Annotated in this window: 9 protein-coding genes; 3 read left to right on the forward strand and 6 right to left on the reverse strand. The window is 42.9% G+C overall.

What is annotated here, in order from left to right; all coding sequences use genetic code 11:
- Positions 1-6: 6 nt before the first annotated feature.
- From AAFN85_RS20300 to AAFN85_RS20320, 5 genes are all read right to left on the reverse strand, one after another.
- Positions 7-861, reverse strand: a complete 855-nt coding sequence (locus tag AAFN85_RS20300; protein WP_347529436.1) for an oxidoreductase — start codon at positions 859-861, stop codon at positions 7-9.
- Between the two features lie 142 nt (positions 862-1003).
- Entirely contained in the window at positions 1004-1594 is a 591-nt protein-coding gene (locus tag AAFN85_RS20305; protein WP_347529437.1) for a TetR/AcrR family transcriptional regulator, read from the reverse strand.
- 395 nt (positions 1595-1989) lie between these two features.
- The gene (locus AAFN85_RS20310) at positions 1990-2589 is read right to left on the reverse strand and encodes a DUF2807 domain-containing protein (RefSeq protein ID WP_347529438.1); all 600 of its coding nucleotides are present in this window, start codon (positions 2587-2589) and stop codon (positions 1990-1992) included.
- Positions 2590-2861: 272 nt separating this feature from the next.
- Positions 2862-4757 carry an ATP-dependent DNA helicase RecQ gene (locus AAFN85_RS20315; RefSeq protein WP_347529439.1) on the reverse strand — a complete coding sequence of 632 codons (1896 nt, stop codon included), beginning with the start codon at positions 4755-4757 and terminating at the stop codon, positions 2862-2864.
- Between the two features lie 199 nt (positions 4758-4956).
- Positions 4957-6102 carry an alpha/beta hydrolase-fold protein gene (locus AAFN85_RS20320; protein ID WP_347529440.1) on the reverse strand — a complete coding sequence of 382 codons (1146 nt, stop codon included), beginning with the start codon at positions 6100-6102 and terminating at the stop codon, positions 4957-4959.
- A gap of 407 nt (positions 6103-6509) precedes the next feature.
- Here AAFN85_RS20320 and AAFN85_RS20325 point away from each other — a divergent pair, with 407 nt between their 5' ends.
- From AAFN85_RS20325 to AAFN85_RS20335, 3 genes are read left to right on the forward strand one after another with little or no spacing between them, the layout of a single operon-like run.
- The gene (locus AAFN85_RS20325) at positions 6510-9464 is read left to right on the forward strand and encodes a TonB-dependent receptor (RefSeq protein WP_347529441.1); all 2955 of its coding nucleotides are present in this window, start codon (positions 6510-6512) and stop codon (positions 9462-9464) included.
- A 29-nt stretch (positions 9465-9493) separates the two neighbouring features.
- The gene (locus tag AAFN85_RS20330) at positions 9494-11080 is read left to right on the forward strand and encodes a RagB/SusD family nutrient uptake outer membrane protein (protein WP_347529442.1); all 1587 of its coding nucleotides are present in this window, start codon (positions 9494-9496) and stop codon (positions 11078-11080) included.
- Positions 11081-11140: 60 nt separating this feature from the next.
- The gene (locus tag AAFN85_RS20335) at positions 11141-12172 is read left to right on the forward strand and encodes a SusE domain-containing protein (RefSeq protein ID WP_347529443.1); all 1032 of its coding nucleotides are present in this window, start codon (positions 11141-11143) and stop codon (positions 12170-12172) included.
- A 295-nt stretch (positions 12173-12467) separates the two neighbouring features.
- On the opposite strand, the gene AAFN85_RS20340 is transcribed toward AAFN85_RS20335, so the two are convergent.
- Positions 12468-13754 (reverse strand): citrate synthase, encoded by a 1287-nt coding sequence (locus AAFN85_RS20340; protein ID WP_347529444.1) that lies wholly within the window; start codon positions 13752-13754, stop codon positions 12468-12470.
- Between the last annotated feature and the right edge of the window lie 26 nt (positions 13755-13780).

Genomic DNA, 13780 nt, shown 5'->3' on the forward strand with positions numbered 1-13780 from the left:
GATTAATTAATTTGCGGCAACATGATCATGATCGGTGCTTGTTGATACAGCCAGCCATTGATCAACTTCTTTATTTACTTTTTCGCTATTGGCTTTGAACATCCCAACGGCATCTTTACCGATAGGTAAATGCAGCGGAGGATTTTCGTTATGGGCCAAATCGACAAGTACCTGGGCCAGTTTTTTAGGGTCGCCAGGTTGGTTGCCGTGTAGCTGATCGGCACCTGCCCTCATTGGGCCAACGGTTGTGGCATAATCTTCAATAATGTTTTTACCTGCCGTGTATGATTCGGCGCTTAAAAATTCGGTGCTGAACAAACCAGGTGCAGCCGAGGTTACCTTAATACCAAGCGGAGCCAGCTCCAAAGCCAGGCCTTTTGAAATACCCTCAACCGCAAATTTGGTCGATCCGTACAATGCCCAACCCGGGTAAGCATCATATCCAAACAGGGATGAAATATTGATGATATGCCCGGACTTTTGAGCACGCAAATGAGGCAATACCGCACGTGTTACATTCAGCAGACCGAACACATTAGTGGCGTATTGAGCTTTAGTTTCGGCGTCGGTAGCTTCTTCAATTGCGGTTACTATACCGTAACCAGCATTATTGATCAACACATCGATATTGCCAAAATAGGATACCCCTTCTTCAACAGCGGTTTTTACCTGGGCTTCGTTGGTTACATCCATGGTTACCACCAACAGGTTTGGGTTATTATCTAACGCAGCGGCAAGTTCATCGGCTTTGCTGCGTACGGTTGCTATTACTTTATCGCCCACAGCAAGTGCTGCTTTAGCTATCTCTAAACCAAAACCTTTTGAGGCCCCGGTTACTAATATTACTTTTTGAGTTTTCATTGTTGTTCTGTTTTTATGTTTATTTTTTAGACTTTTTAGTCTATTTTTATCTTTTAAAAAAGCCGTTTCCGGCATTAGTTTCTATATCTGTTCGTTCTCTTTTTTAAAAAAGACTAAAAAGTCTATTTTAAAGCAAAAAAAATTATTTTAGCTGATAGCTTTTTAATTCGTCCTTCAGCATTTTTATCAGGCTGTGCATGTATTTGCTATCACCGGTAACCCTCGATACCAGCATCCCGCCCTCCAGCGAAGCAAACATTTTAATGGCATATCCGGCGGCATCAATTTCGGGCGACAACTCTCCATTGGTTACCCCATCATTAATGGTGGTTTTAATAACTTCCTGCCCTCCTTCTATGATCATTTTAAGTTTGGCTTTCAATTCAGGGTTATTATCATCAGCCTCTACCCCGAAATTCAAAACCGGGCAGCCACCATCTATGTATGATTTTATCGGGTCTTTATACACATCAATAAAAGCGAAGATCTTTTTAACCGCAGTTTTTTCATGTGCCATAGCCGATGCAATTTTGTCGCTCAGCTTACCAAGCAGGTAATCAACCATCACGCGGGCAATCTCATCCTTACTTTCAAAGTGACCGTAAAGGCCACCTTTGGCCATTTTAGTGGTTGCCAAAATATCATCAATGGTAGTACCGGCAATACCTTTTTCATTAAACAGGGGTGCTGCTTGTTCGATGATAAATTGCCTGGTTCTTTCTGCTTTGCCCATTGTTATTTTTGTTTGACGAATCAAAAATAGACTAAAAAGTCTTAAAATAGAAATAGTATTTTATTTGATGACAATTGGGTGAAGATCGGGGATTAAACGTGCTATACAATTCTCGCAAAACTTTTGAGGCCTGTTAGATATCCGTGTTGTAGAAGTTTAAGCACGCAAAGGCGCTAAGACGCAAAGATTTTTAAGTGAATAGCTTTATAAGTTTACCACCACAATCTTTCTTTTACAACGATTGACGAAAAACTTATGTCATTGCGCACTTAAAACGCTCAAATCAACTGCAAAAGCTTTGCGTCTTAGTGCCTTTGCGTGCTAAAAAACAAAAAAGCCGCCTCTTTACAGAAAACGGCTTTACACTTATATAATTGACTCTAAAAAAATGGCTTTTACAAAGTAGCGTATTCAGCTACTACCGGTTTGGTTTCGCGGTTTAATGTTTCGGTGGCGTGGGCATAAGTTAACCCGTTGCTGTTCACGTTTGATACCGGGGTGCGGGTAAGGCTATACTCGCTGGTGGTACCACTTAGCTCGGCTTTGGCGTTACCGCTTAGGCTGATGCTGGCTGCATAAGTATCGAGGTTTAATGTTGCAGAAGCATTATTGTTCAGCTTCACATTAAGTTCAACACCGTTAAGGCAACCAAATGATTTGATCTCGTCGTTATCATAAGCTGTGATGGCACTTAACTGGTTGGCGGTTACCCAAACCACCAGTTTTTCGTTTTTATATGATGAAATGCGCAGCACTCCTTTTTTGCTTTGTACCAGGGCGTTTTCGGCATAATATTTATTGTACACCTTTACCTGGTCGGCAGGGCCGCTTGATACATAAAGTTCAACGTTACCGTAAACTTCTATTTTGTTGATATTACTTACGTCGTTCAAAACAACGGCGGCGTTATCTTTAGGAGTGCTTGCATTAGCATTTTTGGCGAATCCAGGTACCATAAACAATACGGCAGCGATGGCAAATAATGTAGTTTTCATGGCTTTAATATTTTGATTGTGAGTTGATTATTATTTTATTTCATTAAATACACTGGTAAGACGCCCCCATTTTTAAAACGTTACAGCAGTATTGGGTTAAATAGATGGAGGACAGGTTTTTATCGGTAAAGGCGTGATTTTTCCCGGTGAAAATATCCGATGTGCGGATGAAATCGTTGCCGGTGAGTGTATTGCTCGTTAAGATGCAAAGCTTTTTTGTGCAGCTGATGTTCGACTGGAATTTGGCAATAGTGTTATGTTTTAGCTTAATATTAGCTTAGATAATAAACCTCACCATCGGTTTTGATTTTCCCGGCATCTAACAGCATCCTCACTGTTTCCAGTTTTTCTTTTTCGGTGCCGATGTTAATCCCGGTTATTAATGTGCCGATATCCGGAGAGGATACCTGCAGCAACTGCACTATTTCGGTGGTGATATTATCAAAGATCTCTTCTTCATTAACCAGCCGCTTTTCTTCGATACAAACATCACAAACACCGCATTTTGGCGGGTTGGCTTCGTCGAAGTAATCGAGCAGCATCTGGCTGCGGCATTTTTTTCGGGCGGCATAGGCAAATACCGCTTCCATTTTTTTGCGATAAACTTCTTTACGCTCTTCGATATATTTCCTGTCGATGATCAGGTGACTGGCCTGAACCCTTGGCTTAAGGTAGGTAACCTGCGGCTTATCAGTTTGTTGCATGTAGCTAATGAGGCCAAACTGCTGTAACTTCAGCATACCATCAATAACCTGCTGAACGCTGAGGCCGGTACGCCGGGCAATATCAAACTCCTTGATCTTTACATAGCCTTCAAAGGCCCCCCCGTAAGAGCGGAGCAAGGTTTTAACAAACGGATCCCAACCGGCGTTTTGAATTTGAAAATTATAAAGCTGTTCGTTAACTACCTCAAACTGAAACCTCGAAGGCAAAAACACGCTTTCGTTAAATGCCAGGTATTCGTCGCGTTCCAAAAACTTAAGCGAGTTGAGGGTTTTTATCGGGTCGAGTTTAAAACGGGCGCAAAACTCGCCTATGTCAAGATCAAAACTAAGACCTTCGCCGGCCTCATAGGCCAGTTGGTAGTAATTGGCCAGGTAATGATAAACCTGCTTAATTTCATCTATCGATGGGAAACTAAGCTCGTACATTTTTTCCTGCCTTAATTTATCAGAAGCAGTATAAAGTAAAACACCATAGGCTTTTTTGCCATCACGGCCTCCCCTGCCGGCTTCCTGGTAATAGGCCTCCAGGCTTTCAGGCATATCTTTGTGGATCACGAAGCGTACATCCGGCTTATCTATCCCCATGCCAAAGGCATTGGTAGCTACAATTACCTGTACACGGTTATTTTTCCAGGCTTCCTGTTTTTCGGAACGCTGATCGGTAGTGAGACCTGCGTGGTAATAATCGGCCCTGATGCCGTTATCGGCATAAAACTTAGCTATTTCGAAAGTTTCCTTACGGCTGCGCACATAAACAATCCCGGTGCCTTTTACACCACGGGCCACATCCAGCAATTTCCTGAACTTGTCTTCCTCGTATTGCACCACATAGCTCAGGTTACTCCGTTCAAAGCTTTGCTGAAATACTATACCGTTTTTAAATTGGAGTTTATTCTGGATATCCTGCTTAACCTCGGCAGTAGCAGTAGCAGTAAGGGCTAAAACAGGTACATCAGGGTGCAGCTCGCGCAGATCGGCAATGTGCAAATAAGGCGGCCTAAAATCATATCCCCATTGTGAGATACAATGCGCTTCATCTATCGCGAAGAGGTTCACCTTCATGTATTTAATCCGTTCGCGAACCAGTTCGCTCAGCAGGCGCTCGGGCGAGAGGTATAGGAACTTTACTGAGCCATAAATGCAGTTATCAAGGGCAAGATCTATCTCGCGCCTACCCATGCCCGATACTATCGAGATGGCATTGATCCCCTTATCCCGCAGGGTTTCAACCTGGTCTTTCATCAGGGCGATCAAGGGTGATACTACGATGCAAACACCTTCCTTAGCCAAAGCCGGCACCTGGAAACAAACAGATTTACCACCGCCGGTAGGCAGCAAAGCCAAAGTATCATGCCCGGTTAAAACAGAATGGATGATCTCGGCCTGCATAGGCCTGAAGCTATCGTGGTTCCAGTATTGTTTTAATATTTCCTCTATGGTCATGAAGTAGTGCCTGACCTCAAAACTATCAATTTTAAGTGAGATATGGGTCGATGTTGCCTGGGAAATCACCTTCACGTCATTGCGAGGCACGAAGCAATCCCCTACTTACAGAGCCGTTAAGCATAGTTCGCGATTGCTTCGTATCTCGATGACGTGCGCGGAGAGGCCTAAAACTTTCAATCTATTAGTCGGTGATATCTTAAAATCCCGGTTCTGACAACCATTTATAAAACCCCGTCCAATCCCCGTTCCATTGTTTTTCATTGTGCGATGCACCTTTGATAATCACAACCGGAGCATTTTGCAACTTAACGCCCTTTGCTTTAACTATATCAGCCATTTTCTGCATATCTGCAACCATGGTATCACTCTCCGCGTCGCCACAAACCAAGTAAAACCGGCTGCTTTTGCCAAACGAGGTATCCTGCACCAGCTTATAAATATCCGGCGCTATCCAAAACGCGGGCGAAAACACGCCCGCATTCCCAAATACATTAGGATATTTGACAGCCGCGTACATCGATATCAAGCCTCCCATCGAACTGCCTGCAATTGTGGTATGCCTGGCATCTTTAATAGTACGGTAATGGGTATCTATATATGGTTTAAGCGTTTCGATCAGAAACCGCACATAATCATCACCCCTTCCCGTGCCGTATTTGGAATCATAAGGATCGTATTCGGTAATGCGGTTATCGCCACCGTGGTCAATGCCTACTATAATACATTGATTTTTAACCGAAACCCGATCCATCAGTTCATCTACACCCCACTCGCCATAGCCCGCGGTGTATTCATCAAACAGGTTTTGCCCATCGTGCATATAAATAACCGGGTATTTCTTTTTGCCCGATTCGTAATCTTTGGGCAGATAGACCCAAACCCGGCGCTGACGGCCAAGCTGCGGCATATCAAATTTCTCGCTGATGATGTGTACCTGTGCTGTGGCGGTATGTTTTTTCTCTGAAGCGGCAAAATTATCCTGCCAGCCGGCTATATCGAGCGTAACCGAGGTATCGGCGCTAAGCTTTAAAAGGCGGTTATCAATTTGTTTCCCGGCGGCATCACATTCAACTGTGTTCCAGCTGCCACGGGTTATTTTAAAGTGATAGATACCTGCCGGAAGATCTTTTTTTAAGGCATACTTTTCATCATTGGTTTTGAGCAGTTCCCAGGCCTTATCGGCGGGGTTCCAACCGTTAAAATCGCCTGCTAAAAACAGGTGTTCGGAGGCACTTTTCAGGGCTGGAATTTTGCCGGTAAAAACTGTGAAATTCACCTGTGCAAAAAGCAAAAAATTTTGACCCAAAAGCCAAAACGCGCAGAAAATTATTTTTTTCATCATCGTAAAATAGTAAAAACCGGGAACGTTTCCGGGAACGTTCCCGGAAATTGATTACGTAAAAGTAAAATCACCTATTGTGTATTGTTGACACTTATGTTTTTAATAAATGTAGGTTTAAATCCAAATTTCGCATAAAAACAATATTTTTTACCCTCTTTTTTAACACTTTTTAATATTTCTTTTTAGTTAAAAAAGCATAAACCAAACGCTTTAAAATTATCTTTTATATAAAATTTGCAATTATTATTTGTAAATGTAAATTAGTCGCATGCTGTTTCGGCCACTATTATAAACCAATTATAGCCGACAAATTAAGCCTTTTTTTATTCATAAAAATCAATAAGTAAATGAGAAAAAATTACTCAAAAAAGTATGTTCTTCTTTGCGCTTTCCTAATGATGTCAGTCATGGCATTTGCTCAAACCGGAAGCATTAAAGGAAAGGTATCTGATGAAACCAACCAGCCCCTACCCGGTGCAACGGTTACCATCGATGGTACCACTATTGGCTCAACTACCGATGTTAATGGTAACTACGCTATTAATAATGTTAAAGCCGGTAGCTATACCCTTAGCATCAAGTTTATCGGCTATGTTACTTTAAAACAAGCTGTAACTGTTAATGGCGCAACCGCCTTAAACTTTAGCCTTGTACCCGAAAGCAAAAGCCTTAATGAGGTAGTAGTTATCGGTTACGGTACACAGCGCAAAAAAGACCTGTCGGGTGCTATTACCAACGTTACCGCCAAAGATTTCCAAAAAGGTGTGATCACTACTCCCGAGCAGTTAATTGCCGGTAAAGTAGCTGGTGTATCTGTAATATCAAACAGCGGTGCGCCTGGTGCGGGTAGTACTATCCGTATCCGTGGAGGTGTTTCGTTAAGCGCCAGCAATGATCCGCTTATTGTTATTGATGGTGTACCTATCAGCAACAGCTCTATCTCGGGCGCCGCCAATCCGTTAAGTTTGGTCAACCCTAATGATATCGAATCATTTTCGGTATTAAAAGATGCTTCTGCTGCCGCTATTTACGGTAACAGGGCATCAAACGGTGTAATTTTGATCACTACTAAAAAAGGCAAAAGCGGAAAACCTGTTATTGATTTCAGTTCGCAGGTATCGGCAAGCAAGCTAACTAAAGAAGTACCTGTATTTACAGGCGACCAGATCCGTGAGTATGTTAAAGCTAACGGTACTGCTGCGCAAATTGCACAATTAGGCACCGCAAGTACCGACTGGCAAAAACAAATTTATCAAACAGGTATCACTACCGATAATAATATCAGTGTATCGGGTGCTACTAAACACCTGCCCTACCGTGTATCTGCAGGATACCTTGATCAGGATGGTATTTTAAAAACCAGCTCGTTACAACGTATTACAGGAGCTATTAACTTAAGCCCAACCTTTTTCCAGGATCACCTGAAAGCAACGCTGAATGTTAAAGGCGCACAATCAAAACAACGCTTTGCCAACGAAGGCGCTATTGGTTCGGCAGTTAGTTTCGATCCAACTAAACCAGTATATTCAGGTAATAACCGTTTTGGTGGTTATTACGAGTGGTTAAACAACCCGGCACAACCGGGCGGCGGCCTTAAAGATCTGGCAACGCTAAACCCACTTGGTTTATTGGAGCAACAGGATAACCGCAGCAAGGTTTACCGCAGCATAGGTAACTTACAGTTAGATTATAAATTCCACTTTTTGCCCGAGTTACACGCTAACGTTAACTTAGGTTATGACATTTCAAAAAGTTCCGGGAACGTTATCATACCTGATAGCGCTGCTTCAAACTACAAAGGATTCTTAGATGCTAAAGGTGTTACTCACCGCGGCTTAAACAATCAGTACAAACAAAAGCAATCAAATACCATATTTGAAGGTTACCTGAGCTACGCTAAAGATCTGAAAAGTATAGCCAGCCATATTGACGCGGTTGCAGGTTATTCATACCAGGACTTCTCGATCACAAACTACAACTTCGGCAACTTTGCTCATGATGGTACTGAACAACCAGGCACCCAACCGGTTTATCCTTTCGATAAGCCTGAAAACAGGTTGATCTCAGTGTACGGCCGTTTAAACTACGTATTCATGGATAAATACATCCTTACGGGTACTGTACGTCGTGATGGTTCGTCAAAATTCAACCCGGATCAAAGGTTTGGTACTTTCCCATCAGTTGCTTTTGCCTGGAAGATGAAAGAAGAATCGATGTTTAAAGGCATCACTGCTCTTTCTGATCTTAAATTACGTGTAGGTTACGGTGTTACCGGTCAGCAAGATGGCATTGGAAATTATGATGTTATCTCGTTTTATAACCTGAGCAACAACACTGCCCAATACCAAATTGGCGATACTTTTTATAACTTATATCGTCCGGGTGGTTACTATTCATTACGTACCTGGGAGCAAACAGCATCAAGCAACATAGCTGTTGATTTCGGTTTCTTTGATAACCGCATTACCGGTACTTTAGATTATTATCACCGTAAAACATCAAAACTGCTTAACCAGATCCCTCAGCCAGCAGGTACAAACTTCTCTAACTACATTGTGGCCAACATTGGCGATTTAACAAGTAATGGTTTAGAATTGAACCTGAGTGCAGATGTGATCAGAAACAGCGATGTTACCTGGAACGTTAACCTAAATGCTACTTACACAACCAATAAAATCACCAAACTTACCCTGGCACCTGATCCAAGCTATCCGGGTGTATTTACTGGCGGTATCTCAGGTGGTACTGGTAACACTGCTCAAATCAACTCTGTTGGTTATGCCCGTAACTCGTTTTATGTTTACCAACAGGTTTACGGCAGCGATGGCAAACCGCTTGATGGCGTGTTTGTTGACCGCAACGGTGATGGCATCGTAAACTCAAATGATCTTTACCGTTATAAAAGCTCAGATCCTAAAGGTTACTTTGGCTTAAGCTCCAATGTTAACTACCATAAATGGTCGGCAGGGTTTGTAGCCAGGGCAAGCGTTGGCAACTATGCTTACAATAACGTTTTCTCAAGCTCGGCAACACAATTAAGCATCTTTAACGGCATAGGTATCCTGAACAACGCCTCAACCAATTTATTGGAAACAGGCTTCACTGGCACTTCGGATAAAGGCAGGTTATCTGATTACTTTGTTCAAAACGCGTCGTTTATCCGCATGGATAACGTGAACGTAGGTTACAACTTCGGTAAGCTGTTCCATAATACCGGCAACCTTCGTTTAAGCGCTAACGTTCAGAATGTATTTATTATCACCAAATACAAAGGTGTTGACCCAGAGGTTAGCAGCGGTATTGATAATAACTTCTACCCTCGCCCGCGCACTTATGTGTTAGGTCTTAATTTATCGCTATAACACTTTATTAACAGTAAAGAGAAATTAACATGAAAAGAAATTCAATAAAATATATAACTGTAGCAGCTTTAATTGCCGGCGGTCTTTCGTCGTGTACCAAAAAGCTCGATCTGCTGCCAACTAACGATGTTACTTCGGCCCAGGTTTACAAAGATACCGCAGGTTATAAAAAAGCCTTTGCTAAGGTTTACGCCGCTTACGCGTTAACCGGCAACTCAGGCCCCGCAGGTAATGGCGACGTGCAAGGTATTGACGAAGGTACATCAGATTTTTTCAGGCTGATGTGGTGTGCCCAGGAATTGCCAACAGATGAAGCTGTTGTTGGTTGGGGCGACGTAGGTTTGCCCGATTTTCACAGCATGACTTGGTCATCAAGCAATACATTCCTTACGGGTTTATATTACCGTTGTATGTACCAGATCACTTTGGCTAATGATTTCATCCGCCAATCATCTGATGCTAACCTAAGCAGCCGTGGCATCAGCGGTGCAGGTGCTGATAAGATCCGCCAGTATGTAGCCGAGGCCCGCTTTTTAAGGGCGTACCAGTACTCTATCTTGATGGATCTGTTTGGTAACCCCCCGTTTGTTACTGAGGCCGATCCACTGGGTGGTCCGCTGCCAAAGCAAATAAGCCGTAAAGATCTGTTCACTTATATTGAAAGCGAACTTAAAGCTATCGACGGTACTTTAGCTGCGCCAAAATCAAACGAGTATGGTCGTGCCGATAAAGCTGCCGCATGGGCATTGCTGGCAAGGATTTACCTTAACGCCGAAGTTTATACAGGCACAGCCCAATATGCCAACGCGGTAACATATTCGAAGAAAGTGATCGAAACAGGCGGTTACACCTTGGTTAGCGATTACACTAAACTGATGCGTGCCGATAATAACCTCAATAAAAACGAGTTCATCTTAACCATTAACTACGATGGCTTGCACACTCAAAGCTACGGTGGTATGACTTTCATGACCCATGCCCCTGTTGGCGGCAGCATGGATGCGGCGGCGTTTGGCATTGCCGGCGGCTGGGCCGGTTTACGTACTACTAAAGCTTTGGTAAACTTATTTCCAGATGGTGCTTCAAGTGCCGATAAACGTGCACAGTTTTATACAGATGGTCAAAACATCGATATTAATACCATCAGTACCTTTACTGATGGTTATGCTATCACCAAGTATAAAAATATAAAAATTAATGGCGGCGCAGCGCAGAGCAAGGATTACGCGGATGTAGATATGCCTATCTTCCGCCTGGCCGAGCAGTATTTAATTTATGCAGAAGCTACTACCCGTGGCGGTGGCGGCGATGCTACAGCTGCCTTAGGTTATGTTAATGCATTGAGGGCCCGCGCTTACCAAAGTGCAACTAATGGCAAATTAACCGCTTTAACTACCGATTTATTGTTAGATGAAAGAGGCCGTGAGCTATACTGGGAAGGCTTCCGCCGTACAGATCTGATCCGTTATAAAAAGTTTGTTGAGGCTACTTACCTGTGGCCATTTAAAGGAGGATCAAAAGATGGCAAGGGTGTTGAAAGCTTCAGAACCCTTTACCCTATCCCATCGGCCGATGTTACTGCTAACCCTAATTTGAAACAAAATACAGGATATTAATAACATACCGGGAGGTGCCCGCAAAGCATCTCCCGTAAAACCATAAAACCTAAAAAGGATATGAAAAAAATATTTACCACGATTTTAGCAATAGGCGGCATAGCACTGCTGATGCTGGCATCATGTAAAAAGGATGAAACAAAGGTTGTAACAAACGTTGGCAAGGTAGGTGCTTTAACATCAACTACAACAGCTCCGGAGTTATCAAAACCCAATGCCAATAATGATGCAGTAACCTTTAGCTGGGCCGCAACTTCGGTAACCGGCTACAAAGCTCCTATTACTTACACTGTACAGTTAGACGTAAAAGGAAACAATTTTAAAAACGCGAGAGAAGTTAGTACCGATAAACTTACCCAAACGCTTAAAGTAGGCGTATTGAATGATATGCTTATCGCGTTGAAGTTATCATATAACGATCCATCGCAGGTTGAGGTGCGTATCAAATCGTCGGCTGCGGCAAACCTTGCGGCAACCTATTCAAATGTTGTTGCGCTAACTGTGTTACCATACCAGGGTACAGGCTATATTTACGCTCCAGGCGCTTACCAGGGCTGGGAACCTAAAACTGCCGACAGCCTGATCTCGCCTAATAACGATGGTGTTTATGACGCTAACATCGGTTTCCCGGCAGGTAAACTTGAGTTTAAACTCAATCCTAAAAGAAACTGGGACGTTTCGTGGGGTAATGCTGGTGGCGGAAACATTTCGACAGCCAAAGGCGATAACCTATCTGTGCCATCTCCGGGTTACTATGCTATCCACGTTGTAATTGATCAAAACGATAAATCAAAAGGTACATTTACCGCTACACAGCAATTCTGGAGCATTATTGGTGATGCTACTCCAAATGGATGGGGCGGCGATACCGATATGGCTTACGATGCCGATGCCAAAACATGGAGCGTTACATCAACCTTAATTGGTGGTAAAGAAATGAAATTTAGGTTTAACCACGATTGGGGTGTAAACCTTGGTGGCACACCAGGAGCGCTTACCAATGGCGGCGATAACATCAAAATAACAGCCGACGGTACCTATCGCATTGTGCTTAACGCCAACGCCAAAACGTTTACTATTACTAAGCTATAACCGTTGATTAATTTGATTACGCTGATTTCGTTGATCATGGCAAGTGGAGAATGAAAGGATCAGCGTAATCTTATAATGCCAAAAAAGCGATGGGGAAATCCCCATCGCTTTTTTTATGAGAGATAACTTCAGTATCACCCTACAACATTCAATCAGTAAAAAATCACCGTAAACCCCAAAAAGAAATCAACGCAATCAGCGTAATCAAACCAATCAGCGGTTCAAAATAAAAAAGCGATGAGGTCATCCCCATCGCTTTCTTTATATAGTATATGAATTTCTTTTATAAGCTAACTTATCTGTTCGCTATATCCACATAATCCTTATCAGTTGCACCTACATAAATTTGACGCGGGCGACCGATAGGTTCTTTGTTCTCTTTCATCTCTTTCCACTGGGCGATCCATCCAGGTAACCTACCAAGGGCGAATAACACGGTGAACATATCTGTAGGGAAGCCTAACGCGCGATAGATGATACCTGAGTAAAAATCAACGTTAGGGTATAATTTACGCTCAACAAAGTATGGGTCTTTCAGGGCAACTTCTTCAAGGCGTTTGGCTATTTCCAATACTTCGTCGTTAATACCTAATTTCTCAAGGATATCATCGCAAGCTTTTTTGATGATCTTGGCACGTGGGTCGAAGTTTTTGTACACCCGGTGACCGAAGCCCATCAAACGGAAAGGATCATTTTTATCTTTTGCTTTGGCTATCCATTTGTCGGTATCGCCGCCGTCTTCCTTAATTTTTTCCAGCATCTCAATCACAGCCTGGTTAGCGCCACCATGCAGCGGCCCCCAAAGCGCCGAGATCCCGGCAGAAACTGAAGCGTAGATATTAGAATCGGACGAACCTACAATGCGTACTGTAGAAGCCGAACAGTTTTGCTCATGATCGGCATGTAAAATTAACAGCTTGTTCATGGCATCGATCACTACCGGATCAATAGTTACATCTTCTGTACGCTGGCCAAAGGTCATGTTCAGGAAGTTGGTAACGTAATCGTATTTATTTTGAGGATAAATAACCGGGTGGCCCAATGATTTTTTATAGATCCACGAAACTACTGTAGCCATTTTAGCAACCATTTTAATGATGCTTTGGTTAAGCTCTTCATTAGTTTGCGATGGTTTTAATGATTCGGGGTAAAATGCTGATAAAGCCGATACCAATGAAGACAGCTGGCCCATCGGATGCGATTTTGACGGGAAGCCATCAAAAAATTTCTTCATATCTTCGTGCACCAGCGTATGGCGGCTTAACTCGTATTGGAATGCTTTTAACTGATCGGCAGTTGGCAATTCGCCATAGATCAATAAATAAGCTACTTCAATAAATGATGATTTTTCGGCCAATTGCTCAATCGGGTAGCCGCGGTATTTTAATATACCCTGCTCACCATCTAAAAAAGTAATGGCGCTTTTTGTAGCGCCTGTATTTTTGTACCCAATATCAAGGGTAACATAACCTGTTTGATCGCGAAGCTTAGAAATATCGATTGCTTTTTCACCTTCAGTGCCTTCAATTACCGGCAGTTCGAATGTTTTATCATCAAGTATTAGTTGTGCTGTTTGAGCCATAGAGATTTTTGTATCTGCAACAAATG

Origin of the sequence: Mucilaginibacter sp. CAU 1740 (assembly GCF_039839285.1) — a bacterium.
In the GTDB taxonomy this organism is placed as follows: Bacteria; Bacteroidota; Bacteroidia; order Sphingobacteriales; family Sphingobacteriaceae; genus Mucilaginibacter.